General features: G+C 62.1%; 18 protein-coding genes. 6 read left to right on the top strand and 12 right to left on the bottom strand.

What is annotated here, in order from left to right; translation table 11 throughout:
- Positions 1 to 170 precede the first annotated feature (170 nt).
- On the bottom strand, positions 171 to 1,403 hold the full coding sequence (gene wecB / locus ACWKWE_RS12815) for a non-hydrolyzing UDP-N-acetylglucosamine 2-epimerase (protein WP_483850721.1): 1,233 nt from the start codon (positions 1,401 to 1,403) through the stop codon (positions 171 to 173).
- A 1,319-nt stretch (positions 1,404 to 2,722) separates the two neighbouring features.
- A complete protein-coding gene (gene yghX, locus ACWKWE_RS12810) occupies positions 2,723 to 3,610 on the bottom strand; it encodes a YghX family hydrolase (protein ID WP_483850720.1) in 888 nt (295 codons plus the stop codon).
- Positions 3,611 to 3,988: 378 nt separating this feature from the next.
- On the opposite strand from yghX, the gene ACWKWE_RS12805 reads away from it, so the two are divergent.
- Positions 3,989 to 4,300 (top strand): hypothetical protein, encoded by a 312-nt coding sequence (locus ACWKWE_RS12805; RefSeq protein ID WP_166598320.1) that lies wholly within the window; start codon positions 3,989 to 3,991, stop codon positions 4,298 to 4,300.
- A 93-nt stretch (positions 4,301 to 4,393) separates the two neighbouring features.
- On the opposite strand, the gene ACWKWE_RS12800 is transcribed toward ACWKWE_RS12805, so the two are convergent.
- Complete coding sequence (locus ACWKWE_RS12800) at positions 4,394 to 5,278, bottom strand: LysR family transcriptional regulator (RefSeq protein WP_483850719.1); 885 nt, start codon at positions 5,276 to 5,278, stop codon at positions 4,394 to 4,396.
- A 113-nt stretch (positions 5,279 to 5,391) separates the two neighbouring features.
- Between ACWKWE_RS12800 and argC the strand changes: the two genes are divergently transcribed.
- A complete protein-coding gene (gene argC / locus ACWKWE_RS12795) occupies positions 5,392 to 6,315 on the top strand; it encodes an N-acetyl-gamma-glutamyl-phosphate reductase (RefSeq protein WP_483850718.1) in 924 nt (307 codons plus the stop codon).
- Between the two features lie 6 nt (positions 6,316 to 6,321).
- Here the strand turns inward: argC and ACWKWE_RS12790 are convergent, their stop codons facing one another.
- Positions 6,322 to 7,224 (bottom strand): LysR substrate-binding domain-containing protein, encoded by a 903-nt coding sequence (locus ACWKWE_RS12790; RefSeq protein ID WP_483850717.1) that lies wholly within the window; start codon positions 7,222 to 7,224, stop codon positions 6,322 to 6,324.
- A 385-nt stretch (positions 7,225 to 7,609) separates the two neighbouring features.
- Here ACWKWE_RS12790 and ACWKWE_RS12785 point away from each other — a divergent pair, with 385 nt between their 5' ends.
- Positions 7,610 to 8,581, top strand: coding sequence for a DMT family transporter (locus tag ACWKWE_RS12785; protein WP_483850716.1), 972 nt, complete (start codon positions 7,610 to 7,612; stop codon positions 8,579 to 8,581).
- Between the two features lie 33 nt (positions 8,582 to 8,614).
- Positions 8,615 to 9,769, top strand: a complete 1,155-nt coding sequence (locus tag ACWKWE_RS12780) for a gamma-butyrobetaine dioxygenase (protein WP_483850715.1) — start codon at positions 8,615 to 8,617, stop codon at positions 9,767 to 9,769.
- 301 nt (positions 9,770 to 10,070) lie between these two features.
- Here ACWKWE_RS12780 and eutC read toward each other — a convergent pair whose 3' ends face one another.
- The 3 genes from eutC to eat are packed head-to-tail and all read right to left on the bottom strand — an operon-like array spanning position 10,071 to position 13,679.
- A complete protein-coding gene (gene eutC / locus ACWKWE_RS12775; RefSeq protein ID WP_483850714.1) occupies positions 10,071 to 10,892 on the bottom strand; it encodes an ethanolamine ammonia-lyase subunit EutC in 822 nt (273 codons plus the stop codon).
- 12 nt (positions 10,893 to 10,904) lie between these two features.
- Positions 10,905 to 12,296 carry an ethanolamine ammonia-lyase subunit EutB gene (eutB, locus tag ACWKWE_RS12770; RefSeq protein ID WP_483850713.1) on the bottom strand — a complete coding sequence of 464 codons (1,392 nt, stop codon included), beginning with the start codon at positions 12,294 to 12,296 and terminating at the stop codon, positions 10,905 to 10,907.
- 30 nt (positions 12,297 to 12,326) lie between these two features.
- The gene (gene eat / locus ACWKWE_RS12765) at positions 12,327 to 13,679 is read right to left on the bottom strand and encodes an ethanolamine permease (RefSeq protein WP_483850712.1); all 1,353 of its coding nucleotides are present in this window, start codon (positions 13,677 to 13,679) and stop codon (positions 12,327 to 12,329) included.
- Positions 13,680 to 14,151: 472 nt separating this feature from the next.
- Between eat and qhpR the strand changes: the two genes are divergently transcribed.
- A complete protein-coding gene (qhpR, locus tag ACWKWE_RS12760) occupies positions 14,152 to 15,210 on the top strand; it encodes an AraC-like transcriptional regulator QhpR (RefSeq protein WP_483850711.1) in 1,059 nt (352 codons plus the stop codon).
- An 87-nt stretch (positions 15,211 to 15,297) separates the two neighbouring features.
- Here qhpR and ACWKWE_RS12755 read toward each other — a convergent pair whose 3' ends face one another.
- The 5 genes from ACWKWE_RS12755 to ACWKWE_RS12735 all read right to left on the bottom strand — a co-directional run bounded on the left by ACWKWE_RS12755 (position 15,298) and on the right by ACWKWE_RS12735 (position 21,559).
- Complete coding sequence (locus ACWKWE_RS12755; RefSeq protein ID WP_483850966.1) at positions 15,298 to 16,566, bottom strand: MFS transporter; 1,269 nt, start codon at positions 16,564 to 16,566, stop codon at positions 15,298 to 15,300.
- A gap of 183 nt (positions 16,567 to 16,749) precedes the next feature.
- A complete protein-coding gene (locus tag ACWKWE_RS12750) occupies positions 16,750 to 17,910 on the bottom strand; it encodes an L-talarate/galactarate dehydratase (RefSeq protein WP_483850710.1) in 1,161 nt (386 codons plus the stop codon).
- A 179-nt stretch (positions 17,911 to 18,089) separates the two neighbouring features.
- Positions 18,090 to 19,142, bottom strand: coding sequence for a LacI family DNA-binding transcriptional regulator (locus tag ACWKWE_RS12745; protein WP_483850709.1), 1,053 nt, complete (start codon positions 19,140 to 19,142; stop codon positions 18,090 to 18,092).
- A gap of 247 nt (positions 19,143 to 19,389) precedes the next feature.
- Complete coding sequence (locus tag ACWKWE_RS12740) at positions 19,390 to 20,313, bottom strand: Gfo/Idh/MocA family protein (protein WP_483850708.1); 924 nt, start codon at positions 20,311 to 20,313, stop codon at positions 19,390 to 19,392.
- Positions 20,314 to 20,338: 25 nt separating this feature from the next.
- Positions 20,339 to 21,559: a XylR family transcriptional regulator gene (locus ACWKWE_RS12735; RefSeq protein ID WP_483850707.1), complete on the bottom strand. Its 1,221-nt coding sequence runs from the start codon at positions 21,557 to 21,559 to the stop codon at positions 20,339 to 20,341.
- A 164-nt stretch (positions 21,560 to 21,723) separates the two neighbouring features.
- Here ACWKWE_RS12735 and xylA point away from each other — a divergent pair, with 164 nt between their 5' ends.
- Complete coding sequence (gene xylA / locus ACWKWE_RS12730; protein WP_483850706.1) at positions 21,724 to 23,040, top strand: xylose isomerase; 1,317 nt, start codon at positions 21,724 to 21,726, stop codon at positions 23,038 to 23,040.
- The last annotated feature ends 159 nt before the right edge of the window (positions 23,041 to 23,199 follow it).

The following is a 23,199-nucleotide window of genomic DNA, read 5'->3' as shown; positions in this document are numbered from 1 at the left end:
TCTCGGTCAAAAATCGGACGAAACACGGGAGACCGGCGAACGGAAGCCGCGGCTGACAGTGTCAGCCGTGACAGGGTCGCGGGGCTCGCGGCACGGTTTTTTCTTTTGGGGCGTTCTACGCCGGAAACCGAACGCCAAGGCGGGCGTTCAGCAGGCGACTGACGCTGTCGCTAATGCAGACTGGACACCGAACGCAGATGAGGCTGCGGGCGCTGCGCCTCGACGGATTCGGATCGCCGGGCGGGCGTCTCCACCACGAATTCGTCCACCGGCCGGCCCATCAGCGCATCGACGATGCGCGAGCACGCCTTGCCATCGCCATAGGGGTTGGCCGATTGCGACGCCATGCGCCACAGGTGCTCATCGTCATACAGCGCGCAGACACCGCGCACGATGGTGTCGGGGTCAGTGCCCACCAGCCGCACTGTACCGGCGGCCACGGCTTCCGGGCGTTCGGTCACGTCGCGCATCACCAACACGGGCTTGCCTAGGGACGGCGCTTCTTCCTGCACGCCGCCAGAGTCGGTCAGCACCACATGGGCCAGCTGCATCAGGCGCACAAAGGACAGGTAGTCCAGCGGTTTGATCAGGTGCACATTGGGCAGATCGCCCAGATGCTCGGTCACCGGCCCTAGCACATTCGGGTTCAGATGCACCGGGTAAACGATCTGAATATCGTTGCGGCTGGCCAACGTGCGCAGCGCCTTGCAGATATCAAGGAAGCCGTCACCGAAGTTCTCGCGACGATGCCCGGTCACCAACAGCAACTTGCGACTGGCGTCGAGAAAGCTGAATTGACGGTCGAGGGCGACGCGCAACTGGCGGTTGCTGTCGATGCGTTCAGCGGTCATTTTCAGCGCGTCGATCACGGTGTTGCCCGTGACGAACGACGTGCCCTGCAACCGCTCGCCCAACACGTTACGGCGAGACTGGGCCGTGGGGGTAAACAGGTGATCGGAAATCAGATCGATGCTGCGGCGGTTCATCTCTTCCGGCCACGGCTGATGAATATCACCGGTGCGCAGACCCGCTTCAATGTGCGCCACCGGAATCCGCCGGTGAAACGCCGACATCGCCGCAACCATCGCCGAGGTGGTATCACCATGCACCAGCACCTTGTCAGGCCGGGCGGCGTCGAGGACCGGGTCAATGGCCGCGTATAGCGCGGCGGTCAGGGTGTTCAGCGTCTGCCCAGGCGTCATCACGTCGAGGGTGTAATCGGCCTTGAGCTCGAACATGTCCAACACCTGCTGCAGCATACTCTGATGCTGGCCGGTGATGCAGATCTGCGAATCGATGCCAGGTTCGGCAGCCAGCGCCTTGACCAGCGGGGCCATCTTGATGGCCTCCGGGCGTGTGCCAAAAATCGACAGCACTTTGAGTTTGGGGTGAGCTCGAGCCATTCGTATTCCTCCCGCGCATTTGCATGCGCCGCACGGCAGCGTACTTGCAGCGAAAGTGCTCAAGTCGCTCGAAAGTTTTAGTAATGGTCGGACGGCGGTAATCGGAAATTCAATTCGATGTTCACTTCACTGTGAAACTGGAGCAGTCCTTAGTGCCCGAAACAGGACAGATTATTAGCAGATAAAAAACACATTGCAAAAGGTTTTATAACGCTTTTAACAACTTACGCAACGATTAAACTTTTATCGAAAAGGAGGGTCAATGAAAGGTTTGGCATCGCGCCATCACCCGTACAACGGGGGGCTTCAGGACAGAGAAGAGTGTGCGCCAGTCCACACTTGAATGTAAAGCGTTGAACTTATTGGACATTAACAGTGTCGCGGGCGACGCGTCCCGTACTGCCTGTTAGTTACAGCTCAATGTAGCAGTGATTACCGAACAGGGATCCAAAGACAGACGACCGGCTCCGGCAAGTTTCAAATTGTTGACGCCACGGAAGTGACAGAGAAATTGTATACATCGTTTCTAGAGCACTTGGCGACAAGTTGTGCAGGATACACGGAACAGCCGTGGAAGTGTTGTTTTGTGATGAGCGGAAGTTTGAAGAACATATCAGTCAGAACCCCCTCGGTCGCAGGCCACACAGCAGCCCTCATTGTGGGCGGCATTCCGAAGAAAAATGGATCTGGCGGCGAAGATGTGGCGGCTGTACCGGCCATTCGCGAATGAATTCGCTCCCACAGGAAAATCGAGGTGTGTCGGAAAAATCTGCGCACCTGCGCCTTCGCGGTGTGAGGCAGGGTGCAAAACTTTATTCCGTGCACGGTTCCGACTGTGGGAGCGAATTCATTCGCGAAAAAAGGGAGCAGCCGATGGAGATGTGTTGGCTGCACCGCCGTCTCGTCGGAATCCCGCCCAGAATGAATTCGCTCCCACAGGGGAATCGAGGTGCGCCAGAAAAATCGCCGAACCTGCGAAGAGCGTTAGCTCCAGCCAGATGCCGTTGCTCTTCGTACGCGATGGTCCAGACGCCGCAGAACGCGACTTGGGTGCAGGCCGAACGCAGGCGGCGCGGAGTGGGCCGAGCGGCAGGGATGCCGCGAGAGCGCCGCAAGGACATGGATGTCCGTTCGGCGCGGGCCCACGGAGCGTCGCCGGAGTGAGGGAACCCTGACGAAGTCAGGGCCAAACCAGGAGCAAGCGTTTTTGGTTACTTTTGTCGCTCTTACAAAAGTGACCCGCCGTAAGGGCGGAACCGATATCAGCAACACCACCGCGAATGGATATTCACCCAATCCCAATCCCAATCCCGCCCCCGTTACACCAAATACGTGTTAAACCACGCCACCGTCCGATCCCACGCCAGCTTCGCCGCCGCCTCGTCATACCGAGGCGTCGAATCATTGTGAAAGCCATGATTCGCACCCTTGTAAATGTGCGCCTCATACGTCTTCCCCGCCGCCTTCAACGCCTCCTCATACGCCGGCCAGCCATCCGTAATCGGCTTATCCAACTCCGCGTAATGCAACAACAGCGGCGCCTTGATCCGACTCACCTCCTCCGCCTTCGGCTGCCGCCCGTAAAACGGCACCGCTGCCGACAACTCCGGATACGCCACCGCCGCCGCGTTCGCCACCCCACCGCCGTAACAGAACCCGGTGATCCCCACCTTGCCCGTCGTCGCGTGATGCCCCATCAACCACTCGATCCCCGCGAAGAAATCATTCATCAGCTTTTCCGGATCGACCTTCAATTGCAGGTCGCGGCCCGTGTCATCGTTGCCGGGATAGCCACCCACCGACGACAACCCGTCCGGTGCCAGCGCCACGAAACCCGCCTTCGCGACCCGCCGCGCCACATCCTCGATATACGGGTTCAAGCCTCGGTTTTCATGCACCACCAACACCGCTGGCACCTTGGCCGACGCCTTCGCCGGTCGTACCAGATAGGCCCGCACCTGGCCATTGCCCTTGGGCGACGGATAGGTGATGTACTCGGCCACGATGTCGGGGTCGGTGAACGCCACCTGCTCGGCGAGCGCGTAATTGGGGGTCAACGAAGCAAGGATGGACGTGGCGGTCAGGCCGCCCAGCGTGAAGACCGCCGCGCGGTCGAGAAACTCACGGCGATTGATTTTGCCGTGGACGTAGAAGTCATACAGCTCCAGCAACTCGGGGGCGAAATCCTTGGCAGTGAGACGGGTCATCTGTGCACTTCCTCAGCAATGGTCGAATAGCCACCGAACCTGAACCCACCGGCGCGACGGCGCTGCAATGAGCGCTCATTAAAGCAGCGTTTCAGACGCTTTGCTGCTCCACGAATCGGCCTGTCAGCAGAGGTTCAGCAGCGCCGATCCGAACGATCACAATTACTGGCAACGTGCTAGTAGCCGTTTCAGAAATGAGAACAGCGTCACGCTATTGGATCCCTTCAATGTTGCGAAGCCCTCTCAATGCCCCTATCGTCTCTGCCTCGACAGCTGCCGGAGCGCTGAACCCTGTCGGTTTTCAACAAAATCAAGAACAACACGGTAGATATTTCAGGTGCGCCCGTGCCTGAACTTTATTTGGGATGGAGAGTGAAAATGACTACATGGAAATTGCGCGCCGTGATGATCGCGGGGATGAGTGTGCTGTTGTCGGCGTGCGGTTCTGCGCAGGTCAACATGACCGAAGTGCAAACGGCCACGGCCAAGACCCTGGGTCTGGCGTCCTCGGATGAAATCACCGTCACCAACATTCAGTACGCCAAGCAGAACGCCCTCGGCGGACAAAAACTGACTTACGACGCCACCACCGCGCGCGGCCGCAAGTTCGCCTGCAGCGCGTTCGTGATTCCGGGGCTGACCCCTCTGGACAAGGCCGCGTGGAACGACGGCGAATGCCACCCCCGCTAACACCCGCTGACGCGCGTCTCTATGCGTAACAGCACCCGGCGGTGGCGATGACCTGTTCAGGCATCGTCGCCGACATACCCTCCCGCAGCACCGCTACCACGCCTGCAACCCCCACAACACCTCCAGCACATGCCCGGTCGAACGCTCGACCTCCCCGGCCCGGTGCGCGATCCCTAATTCCCGCGACAACGGCGGTTGCAACGGGCGCATGACAACCCGACTGTCCGGCAACGGCGTGGACGCTTCATGGGGCAGCAACGTCGCGCCGTAACCTGCCGCCACCAGGCTCTTGATCGCGTCGTTGTAATTGAGCTGGATGCGCGGCGTCGGCTGCGGTCCTTCGTTGGCGAACCACTCCCCCACCTGACGCGAAAGCCGGGTCGAGGGGTCGTTGAGAATCAGCGCCTGCACGGCCAGCCACGACGGCGTGATCACCTCGGGACTGTCCCATCGCGCGGGCAAAAACGCCATCACCGGGTCCCGCCGCCACGGCGTGATGCGCAGGCCTTTGACGGGCGGTTGCGGTAAGGCGATCACGCCGATGTCGAGGCTGCCATCGACCAGTTTTTGCAGGGTCTGCTGCGACGTCAGCACGGCGACTTGCACATCGATACCGCCATGGCGCTGGCCGAGTGTTTCCAGCGCCTGAGGGATCAACTGCGCGATCACCCCGGTGGACGCCCCCAGTCGTACGCGGCCCGCCAGCCCCAATACCTGACGTTCCACGTCTTCAAGCGCCTGTTCGGCATCGGCCAGCAGACGCCGGGAGCGCTCGATCAGGGTTTCACCGATGGCAGACGGCTGCACCTTGCCTCGGGTGCGCGAGAGCAACGCGCCGCCTACCCGCGCTTCCAGATCGGCGATGTGCAGGCTGACCGTCGGCGGCGCCAGGTTCAGCACCCGCGCCGCTTCGGCAAACGAGCCGTGATCGGCAATCGCTACCAAGGTGCGCAAACGGTCGAGGCTGATTTCGCGCATCGCGTAGGTATCCTTCAGAAAAGCTGATGATCAGCGTCATAAAATTCAACTTTTATTATCCTACGCCCTGTCGAAAGATGATTGCCATCAACGGCATTCAGCGAGACACCGACATGACCCTTCCTGTGGTTTTCATCGACGGCGACCAAGGCACCACCGGCTTGCAGATTCACCAGCGGCTACAGGGGCGCACCGACCTGACTCTGGTCACTTTGCCTGCCGAGCAGCGCAAGCATCCGCAAAGCCGCCTGGCCGCGATCAACGCCTGTGACATCGCCATTCTGTGCCTGCCGGACGACGCCGCTCGCGCTGCCGCTGCCAGCATCGAGAACCCGAACGTCCGAGTGATCGACGCCAGCTCCGCGCACCGCACCGACCCGGAGTGGGTGTATGGCTTTGCACAGATCAGCGCGGAGCAACAGGCCGCCATCGCCACGGCCAAGCGGGTGAGCAATCCGGGTTGCTACCCCACCGGCGCGGTAGGCCTGTTACGGCCGCTGCTGGACGCGGGTCTGGTGCCACGCGACTACCCGATCACGATCAACGCGGTGTCGGGGTATTCTGGCAAAGGCCGCGCCGGGGTCGATGAGTTCGAAGGGCCCGACGCGGTCCAAGCCACGCCCTTCCAGATTTATGGACTGGGCCTGGCGCACAAACACGTGCCGGAGATTCAGCAGTACAGCGGATTGTCCGAGCGGCCCGTGTTCATTCCAGCCTATGGCTCGTTTCGCCAGGGCATCGTGCTGACCATCGCCCTGCAAGTGCGTTTGTTGCCGCCGGGCGTGGATGGCGCGGCGCTGCACGCGTGCCTCGCGCAGCATTACGCAGGCAGCGGGTTTGTCGAGGTGATGGGCATGGACGAGGCGAAAGCGCTGTCGGGGCTGGACCCTCGTGTGCTGAACGACACCGACTCATTGCGCCTGATGGTCTTCGAAAACGCCGGGCACGTGATGCTGGCGGCGGTCTTCGACAATTTGGGCAAAGGGGCGGCCGGGGCGGCGGTGCAGAACCTCGACCTGATGCTCACCGGGGCCTGACCTTCCCTACCCCAATTCGGCCTTCAGCCACGCCACCAACAGGCTCGCCTCCTCACGGCGCGCCTGACCGTGACGGCGGTAGACCGACAGCGCGTTGTCCAGGTGCACGCTCTGGGTGAACGGCGCGATCAGGGCGCCGCTGTCGAGCATGCGCTGTGACGTGCGTCGCCAACCCATCGCCAGGCCATGCCCTTCGACCGCCGCATGCAGCATCAGCGAGTAGCTGTCGAACGCCAGCCCCCTCGCCTGTCGCGGCACGTCAACGCCGAACGTCGCCAGCCAGGTGTCCCATTCCAGTTGATAGACCGGCTGCGCATCGTGGTGCAGCAGCGTGTGGCCGTGCAGATCGTCGAGGGCGATGGGCAGCGTTCGCCCGTTCGCATAGGCGGGGCTGCACACGGGAAAGACTTCATCAGCGGCCGTGAACAGCAACGGGTGCAGGCCGTGGTCGCGGTTGCTGCTCTGCATCGCCACATCGAAATAGCCCTGAAAGTCGGTCAGTGGATTGGCCCAGGTGACCATCTTCAGTTCGATTTCCGGGTACTGCTGATGGAAATTCGACAGCCTCGGCATCAGCCAGTGAAACGCCTCGCAGGGCTGACACAGCAACACCACTTCATTCTTCCCCGCCACCCCGCGCAGTCGGTCCGAGGTGCTGGCGACGTCGCGCAATGCATTACCCAACGTGAGGTTGAGCTCGCGTCCCGCATCGGTCAGAAACACGGCCCGGTTGCGGCGCTGAAACAGGGCGATGCCGAGGTCATCTTCCAACGCCCGAATCTGCCGACTGACCGCCGCCTGCGTGAGGTTAAGCTCCTCGGCAGCACGGGAAAAACTCAACAGCCGAGCGGCCGCCTCGAAGGGCAACAGACTGGCCAGCGGCGGGAGGGATTTGCCGAGCTTATTCATAATTTCAGGTAATACATCGCGACGAAGACATCATTTGTAGCACAGCGGGGTGGATCGGCAAGATGGCATCACACAACACACAGGCCAGCCGTACACCTTTTCTCCTGGGGAAGCGAATTCATTCTGGGCGGTGTTCCGACGAAGAGGGTTCGGGCGATGGAGATCTGTCGACTGTACGGCCATTCGCGAATGAATTCGCTCCCACAGGTTAAGTCCGTGGCGGGCCGACACTTTGAAGGGCATACGAATTCTGTGGGAGCGAATTCATTCTGGGCGGCATTCCGACGAAAAGGGTTCGAGCGACGGAGATCTGTCGACGGTACGGTCCATTCGCTCCCGCAGGTCCATCGGCGTCTTTTTGAATCGTGTCCGCACAGGAGTCAGCATGTCGCAATCACGCTCCACCCTCCTCCAAGGCGTCGCCTTCGCCGTGCTGGCGACGCTGTGCTGGGCGAGCAATTTCATCTCGCCGTACGTGTTGCAGGGCTACAGCATTCAGGACTTCATGCTCGTGCGTTTCATGATGGCCGGGCTGATCGGCGTTTGTGTGCTGCCGTTCTACCGCGCCCAGCTGCGGGGCCTGCGCCCTCGGCAGTGGCTGACCGGCATGAGCCTCGGTGTGGTGGGGTATTTGGGCTACAGCAGTTGCATCGCGGGTGGGGTGATCTACGGCGGGCCGTTGCTGATCGCCGCGTTCATCGGTGCCGTGCCGGTGTTGCAGGCCTTGCTTGGCAATGCGACACAGCGTTCGCTGCGCTGGGGCCAGTTGGCCGTGCCGGTGACGGTGCTGTGCCTCGGGTTGGTAGCGATCAATCTGAATGTGTTGAACGAATCCGTCCGCGGCCCGACGCAGCTGTGGCTCGGTCTGGCGTTCTCCCTCGGTGCCGTGCTGTTGTGGCTATCGTTCAGCATGGTGAATCAGGCGGCGATGGAACATCTGCACACTCAGGCGACGGCAGCGTGGACCTGCCTGATGACCATTGGCGCAGGGCTTGCCGCCGTCGCGCTGACCCCGCTGGCGTGGGGTGCAAATCTGTTGCGCCTTCCGTCGTTGGGCGCTACCACCCCCGACGCCCTGCACCTGTACGGCTGGGCCGCGTTGATTGCGCTGCTGTCGTCGGTGATCGGCGCCGGGGCCTGGAACGTCGCCTCGCGACGCCTGCCGATGGTGCTCTCCGGGCAATTGATCGCACTGGAATCGCTGTTCGCCAGCCTGCTGGGCCTGGCGTTCCACGGTCGCTTGCCGAGCATGGCCGAAATGCTCGGGCTGGTGCTGATTCTGATCGGCACTGTGTACGCCGTCCGGGTCATCCTCGCGCCCACCCGCCTCGCCTCGGAACAATCCGCCACGCCCTGAACCTCGCCCCATCATGTCCAAGGAGCCTCGTCCATGAACGCCATCGCCGACTACCGCACCTACCCGCTGATCAGCCCGCTGCTCAGCGTCACCGCCACGCCCGAGCTGATTGAAGTGCTGTGGGCTGACCAGCGTCGCAGCCCCTTTCACCTGCTGTGGCTGCGGGATAACTGTCCCTGCGAGGCGTGCGTGTACAGCGTTACCCGCGAACAGGTGTTCGAGATCGCCGACGTGCCGCTCGACCTTGAGGTGCGCGCTGCCGACATCGATAAGCTCGGCGCCCTGCAGGTGCGGTGGCAGGACGGCCATGAAAGCCGCTTCGACCCCGGCTGGCTGCGTGCCCATGCCTACGACGCCGACTCCCGCGCGGAACGGGAAGCGAAACGCCCGCGCAAGCAGCGCTGGGTCGCAGGGCTTGAGCTGCCAGTGTTCGACTACGCGGCGGTGATGGAAGACGACAACGCCCTGCTCGACTGGCTGCTGGCGGTACGGGATGTCGGGCTGACCCAGGTGCGCGGCGTGCCCACCGAACCTGACTCACTGAGCCCGTTGGCGCGACGGATTTCGTTCATTCGCGAAAGCAACTTTGGGGTGTTGTTCAACGTGCAATCCAAAGCCAATGCGGACAGCAACGCCTACACCGCCTTCAACCTGCCGCTGCACACGGATTTGCCGACGCGAGAATTGCAGCCGGGTTTGCAGTTTCTGCATTGCCTGGTGAACAACGCCCAAGGGGGCGACAGCCGGTTTGTCGATGGCTTCGCGGTGGCCGAGGCCTTGCGGATGGAAGACCCGGAGGCGTATCGCTTGCTGTGTGAGGTGCCAGTGGAGTTTCGCAACAAGGACCGTCGCAGCGATTACCGCTGTCTGGCGCAGGTCATCGCGCTGGACGCTCGGGGGGAGGTTTCGGAGGTGCGCATGGCGAACTTTCTGCGCGGGCCGTTCGACACCGAGCCTGCGCTGATGCAGCCGTATTACCGGGCCTACCGGCGCTTCATCGAGATGACCCGCGAGGCCCGGTTTCAGTTTCGCCAGCGGCTGGAAGCAGGACAGCTGTGGTGCTTCGACAACCGCCGCACCCTCCACGCCCGCGACGCGTTCGACCCGGCCAGCGGGGCGCGGCATTTTCAGGGGTGCTATGTGGACCGGGATGAGTTGTTATCGCGGATATGGGTGTTGCAGCGGTGATCGTGAGTGCTCCAACCCATCTGTAGGTGCGAATTCATTCTGGGCGGCATACCGAAGAGTGGGTTCAGGCGATAGAGAGGTGTCGACTGTACGGCCCATTCGCGAATGAATTCGCTCCCACAGAGGAACTGCGTTTCAGTAGAGGAACCAGCGTCGAACGCCGATCCCCCTGTGGGAGCGAATTCATTCTGGGCGGCATTTCGACAAAAAAGGTACTGGCGATAGAGAGGTGTCGATTGGACCGGCCTATTCGCGAATGAATTCGCACCTACGAGGTTAATGTTGGCGCAGAGGTCATGCATCACCCACCAATCAAAAAATTCCCAGGCCGTCCGGCGTCACTGCCCTCCAACACCGGCACTTGCGCGTCGTCCTTCAACGTCACCCCGGACAATTGCCGGCGCCAGGCCTCGCGCATGAGGTACAGCAACTTGTGCGCGGCCATCGCGTAGCTCATGCCTTCCAGCCGCACATTGGAGATGCAGTTGCGTGCGGCGTCGTTCAAACCGACCCGGGGCGCGTAGGTGAAATACAGGCCCAGGCTGTCGGGCGAGCTGAGGCCGGGGCGTTCGCCGATGAGGATTACCACCATCTGCGCCTTGAGCAGTTCGGCGACCTCGTCAGCCACGGCGACTCGCCCCTGTTCCACCAGCACCACAGGCGCGAGACTCCATCCCTCAGCCGCCGCCAGCTCATCAATGCGCTCCAGCATGGCCGGGCTGTGACGTTGCACGGCCAGCGACGACAGCCCATCGGCCACCACCACCGCCAGATCGAACCCCTCCGGGTGCGCCTCGGCATACCCACGCAACTGCTCCACCGAATCCGCCGACAAGCGCCGCCCCAGGTCCGGCCGTTGCAGGTAGATGTTCCGGTCCGGCGCCGAGCTATGGACGGTCAGGGTTTCCCGTTGACGGCCCTTCAATTGCTCGCTCAACGCCGCGTGATCGAAAGGCAAATGCACGGCATCGCGGGCCTGGGCGTGGGCGAACTGGAAGTCCAGTTGCGCCGCCGTCGGCAGGCTGGTTCCGGCATGACCCAAGGCAATCCGCGCCGAGGTCAGCGAGCGTAACTGCTGCCAGGCGTCGGCCTGGGCCGGGGTCTTGTTGTGGTCGTCACTCATGGCCAAACGTCCTCACTGCAACTGCGCCAGCGCCTTGCGAAACAGCGGTGGCACGCCCTGCCCCAAGCGCACGCTGTTGTCGTCCTGACGCAGGATGTCCATGCGCGTCAGCCATGCCTCGAACTCCGGCGCCGGGCGCAAGCCAATGGTCTTGCGTGCGTACAGCGCGTCGTGGAACGAGGTGGTCTGGTAATTGAGCATCACGTCGTCGGAGCCGGGAATGCCCATGATGAAGTTGATCCCGGCGACCCCGAGCAGCGTCAGCAGCACGTCCATGTCGTCCTGATCGGCTTCGGCGTGGTTGGTGTAGCAAATGTCGCAGCCCATCGGCACGCCCAGCAGCTTGCCGCAGAAGTGATCTTCGAGCCCCGCGCGGATGATTTGCTTGCCGTTGTACAGGTATTCCGGGCCGATGAAGCCGACCACGGTGTTGACCAGGAACGGGTTGAAATGCCGGGCCACGGCGTAGGCGCGGGTCTCGCAGGTCTGCTGATCGACGCCATGGTGCGCGTTGGCCGACAGCGCGCTGCCTTGCCCGGTCTCGAAATACATCAGGTTATTGCCCAGCGTCCCGCGCTTCAGACTCAGGCCCGCTTCGTAACCTTCGCGCAGGATTTCCAGGCTGATGCCGAAGCCGCTGTTGGCCGCTTCGGTGCCCGCGATGGACTGAAACACCAGGTCCAGCGGCACGCCTTTTTCGATGGCGGCCACGGAGGACGTGACGTGGGTCAGCACGCAGGACTGGGTGGGAATCTCGTAGTGACGGATCACGCCGTCGAGCATTTTCAGCAATTCGGTGATGGCGCTGATGCTGTCGGTGGCCGGGTTGATGCCGATCATGGCGTCGCCGTTGCCGTACAGCAGGCCGTCGAGGACGCTGGCGGCGATGCCGGCTGGGTCGTCCGTCGGATGGTTGGGCTGCAAGCGGGTGGACATCCGCCCGCGCAGGCCCACGGTGTTGCGGAAACGGGTGACGACGCGGATCTTCTGCGACACCAGCACGAGGTCCTGCACGCGCATTATCTTCGACACCGCCGCGACCATTTCCGGTGTCAGCCCCGGCGCCAGCGCCTTGAGGCTGGCCTCTGTGGCGTCGTCCCCCAACAGCCAGTCACGAAAGCCGCCGACGGTCAGGTGACTGACCGGCGAGAAGGCCGCCAGATCGTGGGTGTCGACAATCAAACGCGTCACTTCGTCCTGTTCGTAAGGGATCAACGCCTCGTTGAGGAAGCGCTTGAGCGGCACGTCGGCCAAGGCCATTTGGGCCGCCGCGCGCTCGGCATCGCTACTGGCCGCGACTTCGGCGAGAAAGTCGCCAGAGCGTGCGGGGCTGGCCTTGGCCATGAGCTCGCGCAGGCTGTCGAAACGCCAGACCATGCCACCGATGCTGTGGGAAAAACTCATCGCCCGCTTCCTCTCTCGATACCGAACGTCTTAACCCGCGACCGCCACAACGGCACCACGGCCACGCACCACTTTGCAGAACAGCGCACCCACCGCCATCAGGCAAATGAAGATGCCGCAGATGACCAGATTGAACCACACCATTGCGATCAGACAGACCACTGCCAGCACCAGCGCGATGCCCGGCACGATGGGGTAGCCCGGCGCCCGGAAACTGCGTTCGAGGTTCGGCTCGCTGCGACGCAGTTTGAACAGGCTAAGCATGCTGACGATGTACATCACAATAGCGCCAAACACCGACATGGTGATCATCGCGGCGGTCAGGGTCATGCTTTGCAGATTGACCAGGCCGTCACTGAGGATCGCCAGAATCCCGATCACGCCGCCGGCCAGAATGGCACGATGCGGCGTCTGGAAACGTGACAATTTGGCCAGGCTCGCGGGCAGGAAACCTGCGCGGGCCAGGGCGAAGAACTGACGGGAGTAGCCCAGAATGATGCCGTGGAAGCTCGCCACCAGACCGAACAGGCCGATCCACACCAACATGTGCATCCAGTTGGAATTGTTGCCGACCACGGCTTTCATCGCCTGGGGCAGCGGGTCGTTAATGTTCGACAGCGTGCGCCAGTCGCCCACACCACCGGCGAAGATCATCACGCCAATCGCCAGCACCACCAGCGTCAGAATGCCCGCCACATAAGCGCGAGGGATGGTGCGCTTCGGGTCCTTGGCTTCTTCGGCCGCCATGGCGGCGCCTTCGATGGCGAGGAAGAACCAGATCGCGAACGGGATCGCCGCGAAGATGCCGCTGATCGCGGGCAGGCTGAAGGTGTCGGAGCCGGCCCAGCCGCCCAGCACGAAATTGCTGAAGCTGAAGCCCGGCGCGACGACGCCCATGAACACCAGCAACTCGGCGACGGCCAGCACGGTCACCACCAGTTCGAAGGTGGCGGCGATGCTGACGCCGAGGATGTTCAGGGTCATGAACACGATGTACGCACCAATGGCCGCAACCCTCGGGTCCAGCGACGGGTATTGCACGTTGAGGTAGGCACCGATGGCCATGGCGATGGCCGGGGGCGCGAAAACGAATTCGATCAGGGTCGCGAGGCCCGCGATCATCCCGCCGGTTACGCCAAACGCCCGCAGGCTATAGGCGAACGGGCCGCCCGCATTCGGGATTGCGGTGGTCAGTTCGGTGAAGCTGAAAATGAAACAGGTGTACATCACCGCCACCATCAGCGTGGTGACCAGAAAGCCCAGGGTGCCTGCGGTGCCCCAGCCGTAGCTCCAGCCGAAATACTCGCCGGAAATCACCAGGCCCACGGCCAATCCCCACAGGTGCAGGGTTCCCAATGTCGGTTTGAGTTGTGTAACAGTCATGTGCGTGCACCCCGGTAGCCAATCGACGGAATTTGCCTGACGTCGAGCATAGCCACAGGTTTGCGGCCAAGGCTTGACCCTGCAGCGCGCGGTTTGTCGTGTGCGGTCAACTTTTCCGGGTATTTGCGCGGGGTGCGCCATGCTGGCGCGCCGTGAGCCTGCTTTGCTTTATCTCGGGTCATGTTTGACGGGGGTTGGGTGGCACCTCAGTACCCAGTGGGGTGGGTCGATGGGTAGCAGCTACTGAGCAGCGCATCGATTCTCAACCCGCTACACCTGAGTAGGAGTGAGCTTGCTCGCGATGACGTCGGTACATCCAATGCACCTTTAGCGTTCGTCCGATAGCTATCGCGAGCGAGCTCACTCCTACAGGTTCGTCAGCGGATTGCTAAAGGTATTGGCACTCATCCGTAACAAGGTATGACATTTGCTTGAAAGAAATTCATACAGACCCTGAAGGCCGCTCACGTCCATGCTTCAGACCCTCATTCCGCAGGCCACGCCGAACACCTCCCCCGCCAGCAATCGCGGGGTGTTGTCGGCTGCCGCCAACGGTCTGGACGGGTTCATCGTGCAGCATGGCGGCGATCTGGATCAGGTGTTCGGCCGCTCCGGCATCGACCCCGAACAACTCCTGCACCCGACCCTCAGCCTGCCCCTCACCAACTATTGCAAGGTGCTGGAAGAAGCGGCTCGGCAAACGGGTTGCGACAATTTCGGCTTGCGCTATGGCCAGCAGTTCCAGCCGCAGGCGTTGGGTTTGCTGGGCTACATCGGGCTGTGTTCGCCGACGCTGGAAGCCGCGCTGATCAACTTTTCCGAGGCCTTTCCCTTTCATCAGCACAGCACGCTGATCGAACTGGTGGACCAAGGTGAGTGTTACCGCTTCGATTATCAGGTACGGCACGGTGCGATTCACGAACGTCGGCAGGACGCCGAGCTGACCATGGGCATGGCGCTGAACCTGGTGCGCCATGTGTTGGGGCCGGACTGGGCGCCTCGGCAAGTGGCCTTTGAACACGCAAGGCCCCAGGACTGGCACGAACACCGCGACGTGTTTCACGCCGATGTGCAGTTCGCCCAAGGGTGCAATTCCTTGTTGATTCCCAAATCCGAGTTGATCGGCAAAGCGATGCCCGGCAGCGATCCAATTCTGCTGATGTTGATCAAGGACGCGATTCGCCAACTGGGAGACAACGGCAGCGAAACCACGCTGCTGGAACGCGCCCGCCAGACCATTCTCGCCACCCTGCACTTGGGTGAACCTGCCCTCGACGAGATCGCCCACAACCTCGGCCTGTCGGAATGGGCGCTGCAACGTAAACTGCGCGACCACGGTTTGAGCTTCACTCAACTGGTGGACCAAATCCGCCAGGAAACCGCCCTCGCCCACCTCAAACAGCAAAACCTCAGCGTCACCCAACTCGCCTCGCTGCTGGGCTACTCCGAAACCAGCGCCTTCTCGCGAGCGTTCAAGCGTTGGTTTGGGGTGAGTCCCAAGCAGTGGCGCAGCGCGACCACCACGCAGTAATCACACCGTCCTCTTTAGCGGCACGGCTTGCCGACGGCAGCGACCTCAACATTGCCACCGCCGGCAAGCCGGACTGCTACAGATGCATCAGGCCGTGCGTTGCAACACCAACCGCTGCAAACGCCCCATGCTCAAGAATGCCAGCGCACCCACCAACGCATGTGCCGCCACCACGTACATCGCCCCGGAGAACGACCCGGTGGACTGCACGATGTAGCCGATCACGATCGGGGTGAAGATGCCCGAGAGGTTGCCGAACATGTTGAACAAGCCACCCGCCATCCCGGTGATTTCCTTGGGCGAGGTGTCGGACACCAGCGTCCAGTCCACCGCGACCACGCCTTTGCCGAAGATCGCCAGCGACATCAGGATCGTCACGACCCACATCGATTCGGTGAAGTTGCAGAACACCAGCGTCGCGCCCATCGTCATGCCGCACACCAGCGGAATCTTGCGCGCCACCGACAGCGAGAAGCCCTTGCGGATCAGGTAATCGCACACCGCCCCGCCGCACAACGCGCCGAGCAGGCCGCAGATGCCCGGGATCGCGGCAATGGCGCCCGCTTCCATGATGTTCAGCCCGCGCCCTTTCACCAAGTACACCGGAAACCACGTCAGGAAGAAATACTGCAGCGAGGTGTCGCAGTATTTGCCGAGGTAGATCGACCACATCATCGGGCTTTTCAGCAGGACCTTCAGGTCTGAAAAGCGCGGCACGAACGCGCCTTTTTCCTTCGGTTTGTCCATGTCTACCTGAGCGCCGCCTTCACGCAGATGCTCCAGTTCGGCGCGGTTGACCGACGGGTGCTCGGTCGGGGTTTTCACGAACTTGAACCAGATCAGGCTGACCACGATCCCCAGCCCGCCCATGAACCAGTACACGTGTTCCCAGCCGTAGCGGTGAGCGATGAACCCCATGGCCGGCGCCAGCAGCACCACCGACATGTACATCGACGAATTGAAGATAACCGTTGCCAATCCGCGTTCCTGCAACGGAAACCACGCCGCAACAATGCGGCTGTTGGCGGGATAGACCGGCGCCTCGATCAGCCCCAGCAAAAAACGCAACACGAACAGCGTGCCAATCGCGACCGGCACCGAGAAGAAGCCGATCATGCCTTGCGCGACGGTGATGGTGGACCAGAGAAACAACGACAGCCCGTAGACCCGCACCGAGCCGAACTTGTCGAGCAGCCAGCCGCCCGGCAACTGCCCGAGCACATAGGCCCAGGCGAACGCCGAGAACATGTAGCCCAGGGTAATGGAGTTGATGCCCAGCACTTCGGTCAGTGCGGAGCCAGTGATCGACAGCGTGGCGCGGTCGCCGACGTTGATCGCGGTGACGATGAACAGCATCGCGAGGATGCCGAAACGCACTTTACTGCGTACGGCGGTGGTAGCACCTGCAGCCGAAGCGGCCGCGCTGGCGGTGTTGGAATGTTCCACATGAAAGCCCTCATTTTGTTGTTATAGATCGGCCACAAGAGCGCCCCGTGGGGAGGCACTCCCGGTCATGCACACACGGTGTTCGATGATGAATCAGGGGCGGGAACCGACCTCGGCGGTTTGCGCGGTCCAGGCCTTGACCTGTTCGCTCAACGACAGCCCGAGGCCCGGACGGGTCGGCACCAGCATCCGCCCGTTGCGGGTTTCCAGACGCTCGTTGAACAGCGGTTCCATCCATTCGAAATGCTCGACCCACGGCTCGGTCGGGTAGGCCGCCGCGAGGTGCACGTGCAGCTCCATCGCGAAGTGCGGGGCCAGCATCAGCCCCGCCTGTTCGGCCATGGCCGCCACCTTGAGGTACGGCGTGATGCCGCCGACGCGAGGCGCGTCCGGCATCAGGAAATCGGCGCCACGTTTGTTGATGAACTCGGCGTGCTCGGCGACGCTGGTGAGCATTTCCCCGGTGGCGATCGGGGTATCGAATTGCTGGGCCAAGGCGGCGTGGCCTTCGGCGTCGTAGCAGTCCAGCGGCTCCTCGATCCAGATCAGGTTGAACTCTTCGAGGCGACGGCACATGCGCTGGGCGGTCGGGCGATCCCATTGCTGGTTGGCATCAACCATCAGCGGGAAGTCATCGCCAAGGTGCTTGCGAACCGTGGCCACGCGGTGCAGGTCGATGGCGCAATCCGGCTGGCCGACCTTGAGCTTGATCCCGCCGATGCCCTTCTCCCGCGACATGTCGGTGTTGTGCAGCAGTTGTTCCAGCGGCGTGTGCAGGAAACCGCCCGACGTGTTGTAGCAACGCACCGAATCCCGATGCGCACCCAGCAGACGGGCCAGCGACAGGTTGGCGCGCTTGGCTTTCAGGTCCCACAGCGCCACGTCGAAGGCACCGATGGCCTGGGTCGACAAACCGCTACGCCCCACCGACGCCCCGGCCCAGCAGAGTTTGGTCCACAGCTTGGCAATGTCGCTGGGGTTCTCGCCGATCAGCGCCGGGGCGATTTCCTTGGCGTGGGCAAACTGGCCGGGGCCGCCTGCGCGCTTCGAGTAACTGAACCCCATACCGCGATGGCCGTCGGTGGTCTCGATCTCGGCCACCAAAATGGCGATTTCGGTCATCGGCTTCTGCCGTCCGGTCAGCACCTTGGCGTCGCTGATGGGGTTGGCCAGCGGCAGGAATACCGAAGACACCTTGACCCAGGCGATCTGGTCGTTATCGGAAGACGTGACGTTTTGTTGTTGTGTGAGCATTGGCAAGCGCCCCTGATCTGTCTGAAAAATCCGGTGATAGTGACTGCCATGATTGCGCAATCATTTCAGCCGATAAAAAAAGCGATCCGCCTGAAACAGGCGATCACCATGAGCCGGATCTTACACTGATTGCGCAATCATTCAACAGCACGTTTGTCGGACAATCGAAAAAATGAGGTTCAGGTACTGGCGCGGTCGACCAGGGTGAATCCGGTGTCGACGCGGACGGGGGTGGCGCTGGAGTTGTGCTCCTGAAAGCGGTCGAGCAAGGCCTGGGCGACTTGCAGTCCGATGCGATTGCCATCGACGCGCACGGTGGACAACGCGGGATAGACCTGCGCCGCGCTGCTCAAATCGCCAAAGCCCATGACCGCCAGATCTTCCGGCACCCGCAGGCCGCGACTGGCCGCTTCGGCCAAGACGCCTTGGGCGACGGTGTCGGAGCTGCATACGACAATGTCCGTGGAGACGCCGCGATCCAGCAGGTTCGCTAGGCCCTCCCGCCCGACTTGAAGGGTGGCGGGCGGCGCGAGGACTTCCATCGGTACGTTGTTGATGCCGTGCTGTTCGAGTGCCGCGATCAGGCTGTGGCAACGGCGCAACCCGCGAGGGTCGCCGATGGCCACGACGGAGAAGCGCTTGTAGCCTTTTTGCAGCAGGTGCCGGGCGGTGTCCTCCCCCACTTTTTCGTGGGAGAAACCGACCAGCATGTCGATGGGGTCTTCACTCAAGTCCCACGCCTCGACCACCGGGATCCCCGCCTGAGCAAGGCGCGTGCGGCTGGATTCGGTGTGCAGCGTCCCGGTCAGCACGATGCCGTCGGGGCGCCTGCCGAGTACCGCTTCCAGCAGTTTTTCTTCCTGCTCGGCGTCGTAGCCAGTCAGGCCCAGCAGCGTCTGATAACCGGCCTGGGTCAGCCGGTCCATCAACGCCTGCACCGTGTCGGCGAAGATCGAGTTGGCAATCGTCGGCAGGAAAATCGCCACCAGCCGGCTCTTGTTGCTGGCCAGACCACCGGCCAGCATGTTCGGCACATACCCGGTCTTGCGCACCGCTTCGCGCACCTTCTCGCGGGTGTCCTCGCTCACCAGGTCAGGCCGATGCAATGCCCGCGACACCGTCATGGGCGACACACCCGCGACCTTGGCCACATCGATCAACGTAAGGCTGGAGGCTTTCTTCGGCTCGGACGACGACACAAGGTCCGCCGACCTGCCTGATTTCTTCGGCATGAACGATTCCGGATTCAACGCTGGGGGAGGCACCGCCCGGACTAGACGTGCGCCGAAAGGGAATTTAACAAAGGTGGGACGGACACGCACTGGAATAACGCGAGCGATCTGCCGTGAGACCTCAGTAAACCCTGTAGGAGCGAATTTATTCGCGAAACGTTCGTACAGCCGACGCATCGCCATCAGCCACACCCTCTTTCGCGAATGAATTCGCAGAGGTGATCCGTGCCGTCAAGGCGAGCGGGTTTTACTCATAAAACGCCGCCACCGTCTCCTTGCTGCCCACAAAGAAACTGTCGGCCACGATCCGCAACGGCTGCAGGTCGAGGTCACTGCGCCCGTCGGCGATCAATTGCGCGAAATGCCGGTACATTGCGGGGTACTCGCCCTCTTCCGACACGGCCTGCGCCACGCCATCGAGGCTGACCTCAGCCCCGCCCGAATCCAGACGCAACACGCCGTCATCACTGTGCAACTCGATGCGCCACAGCTCATTCACGCTGTGGTCGAAATCGAACGCCGCCTTCACCGGCACGTGCCCGTCGCGGATATTCAACGACGCGGCGATGGGCGACTGACAGTTGCTCGGCATGCTCAGCGCGGCGGACTCGACGAACAGCGCGCCCGGCAGCAGATCGGTGACAATGGACAGCGCGTTGATCCCAGGGTCGAAGACGCCCAGCCCGCCCGCCTGCCAGATCCAGGTCTGACCCGGATGCCACTTGCGCACCTGCTCTTTCCACTCGATGCGCACCTCGTTCAGCGTCGTGCCTGCAAGCCACGCCTTTGCAGTCGCCACGCCTGGCGCAAACCGTGAGTGCCAGGCGAACAAACCGCTCACCCCGGCCCGTTCGACGTGGTCGATCAGCGCGAACGCCTCGCCTAGCGTCGAACACGGCGGCTTTTCCACCAGCACATGCTTGCCCGCTTTCAGCGCTTCGTCGACCAGCGCGAAACGCCCCTGGGGCGGCGTGCAAAAGGCAATCGCGTCCACCTGAACGTCGCTGTCCAGCAGTTCGGACAGCGACCCGAAGTTCTCGACACCCGGACAGTGCGGCCCCAACGTCGCCACCGCTACCAGTTCGAATTGCGGGTTGGCGCGGATCGCCGGCACGTGCTGGTCCTGTGCGATCTTGCCGTAACCCACCAGCCCTAAACGAATCGGATGCATCGATGACTCCTGTGATCGTAACGTGTCATGTAAAGACGCGCTCCGCAGAACGCGCCTGAGAATTGAATGAATGAACGGTGTTTTGCTGGTATTCCCGAGGCGTGCAGCCGAACTCGCGGCGGAACACCGTGTGCAGGTATTGCGCGGATTTGAAGCCGCAGTGCTGGGCAATGTCGGCAATGGCCGAATCACTGTTCTGTAGCCGTGAAGCCGCCGCCGCGAGCTTGAACCCGAGGATCTCGTCGTGCACGGTGCAGCTGCGTTCCTTGCGGAAATGCGCTTCCAGTGACGACCGGGAGATACCGACATAGCCCGCGACCTGGGCCGTCTTGATGCCTTGGCAGGCGTACTGCCGGATGAAATGCAGCGCCTGCATCACATACGGATTGCCCAGCGGCTGATGAAGGCTCGATGCCTGGACGTTGATCGCCTCGGGCGGCACGAGAATCTGATGGGTCGTGGACGGCATGCCGTGGAGCATCTGGTGCAGCATGTGCGCCGCCATTCGCCCCATGCTTTGCGTGCCCTGAATCACCGAGCTCAACGGCACGCGGGTCAGGGTGCGGGTCAGTGGGTCGTTGTCGATGCCAATCAGCGCCACTTGCTCCGGCACCGCGATGCCTGCGGTCAGGCACGCCTGAAGCAACTGCCGGGCACGGGCGTCGCTCACGGCAATGATGCCGATGGGCTTGGGCAGGCGTTGCAGCCAGGCGATCTGCTGCTCCACCGCGCTGTCCCACAACGGCGCACTGGTGCTCAAGCCGCGATAGACCTCGCCGCGCAGGCCGTCGCGCTTGAGCAGGCTGCGAAAGGCGTTTTCCCGCTCCTGGGCCCAGCGATTGCTCTGCGCCTCGGGCAGGCTGAAGCAGGCGAATCGGGTCAGCCCCGCTTCGATCAGGTGCTCGTACGCCATTTTGATCAGGCCGACGTTGTCGGTGGCCACGTAAGGAATGTTTTTCGGGTAGGCGTCGGGGTCCGCGTAGGAGCCACCCACCGCCACCACCGGCAGCGTGCTGTGCGCCAGCGCTTCGCCAATCAGCGGGTCGTCGAAATCGGCAATGATCCCGTCGCCTTGCCAGCGCTCGATGCCTTTCAAACGGCAGAGGAAATCCTCCTCAAGGAACAGGTCCCAGGACGCGCGCGTGCTGCTGAGGTAATCGCCAATGCCGGTGATGATGCCGCGATCATAGATTTTGCCGCCGTTGAACAACAGCGCGATACGGTGCACGGGCGGGACGGTTTTCATTGTTTTTCTCCCGGGCCTGCCAAACAGGTGGGCACAGACTAGGCCTGCCGAGAGGGAATCTCAATACTCAAAATCGAACACCGAGTTGGTGATTTTCGTAATCGGAAGGCCCAAGGCCGTTGCTAGTATCGGGGCAACGCCAAGAACAATAAGGAAATACTTCGATGCCCTGCTTCCCCGAAATCGACACCATCCGCTACGAAGGCCCGCACAGCGAATCCCCCCTTGCCTTTCGCCATTACGACGCCAACAAACTGGTCCTCGGCAAGCCGATGCGCGAGCACCTGCGCATGGCGGCCTGTTACTGGCACACCTTCGTCTGGCCGGGAGCCGACATGTTCGGCGTCGGCACGTTCAAGCGCCCCTGGATCAAGACGGGGGATGCCATGGAGGTTGCGCGCTTCAAGGCCGACGCGGCGTTCGAGTTCTTCTCCAAGCTGGGCATCGACTACTACAGTTTCCACGACACCGATGTCGCCCCCGAAGGCGCGAGTCTCAAGGAATACACCCGCAACTTCGCCCAGATGGTCGATGAGCTCGAACGCCATCAGGCCCGTACCGGCCTGAAACTGCTGTGGGGCACCGCGAACTGCTTCAGCAATCCGCGCTTCGCCGCAGGCGCTGCGAGCAACCCGGACCCTGAGGTGTTCGCCTTCGCTGCCGCCCAGGTGTTCAACGCGATGAACGCCACGCAGCGCCTCAACGGTTCGAACTACGTGCTCTGGGGCGGTCGCGAAGGCTATGAAACCCTGCTCAACACCGACCTCAAGCGCGAGCGCGAACAGCTCGGACGCTTCATGGCCATGGTGGTCGAGCACAAGCACGCAATCGGCTTCAAGGGCGACTTGCTGATCGAGCCCAAACCCCAGGAGCCGACCAAGCACCAGTACGATTACGACAGCGCCACGGTCTTCGGTTTTCTGCAGCAGTTCGGCCTGGAAAAGGAGATCAAGGTCAACATCGAAGCCAACCACGCGACCCTCGCCGGGCACAGCTTTCACCACGAAATCGCCACGGCGGCGTCCCTCGGTATTTTCGGGAGCATCGACGCCAATCGTGGCGACCCTCAGAACGGCTGGGACACCGACCAGTTCCCCAACAGCGTCGAAGAGCTGACCCTCGCCACCTACGAGATCCTCAAGGCGGGCGGCTTCCAGAATGGCGGCTTCAATTTCGATTCGAAGGTGCGTCGCCAGAGCCTCGATGAAGTTGACCTGTTCTACGGCCATGTGGCGGCGATGGATGTGCTCGCCCTGTCCCTCGAACGTGCCGCCGCGATGGTGGAGAACGATGTCCTGCAGCAGTTCAAGACCCAGCGTTATGCCGGGTGGGACCAGCCGTTCGGTCGCGCCGTGCTGACAGGCGAATTCAGCCTCGAATCCCTCGCCCGACATGCGCTGGAACATGACCTGAACCCCCAAGCCGTCAGCGGCCGACAGGAGATGCTCGAAGGCGTTGTGAACCGGTTTATCTACCGCTGACGGCATTCACCGGGAATTGAATCGGTGGGAGTTGCCGGCGAGTTCCAACCAAAACGTGGTGACAAACTCGCGACAATTCTCTGCATCACGTCGCCACTGAAGTCTCTACAGTTTCCTCCGCGACACGCTCATGAAGTGCCTCTAAACAACAATAAAAGG

The sequence above is a fragment of the Pseudomonas salicis genome, from assembly GCF_057128705.1.
Note: the sequence above shows the minus strand (reverse complement) of the source record. Positions and strands in the feature narration are given on the sequence as shown.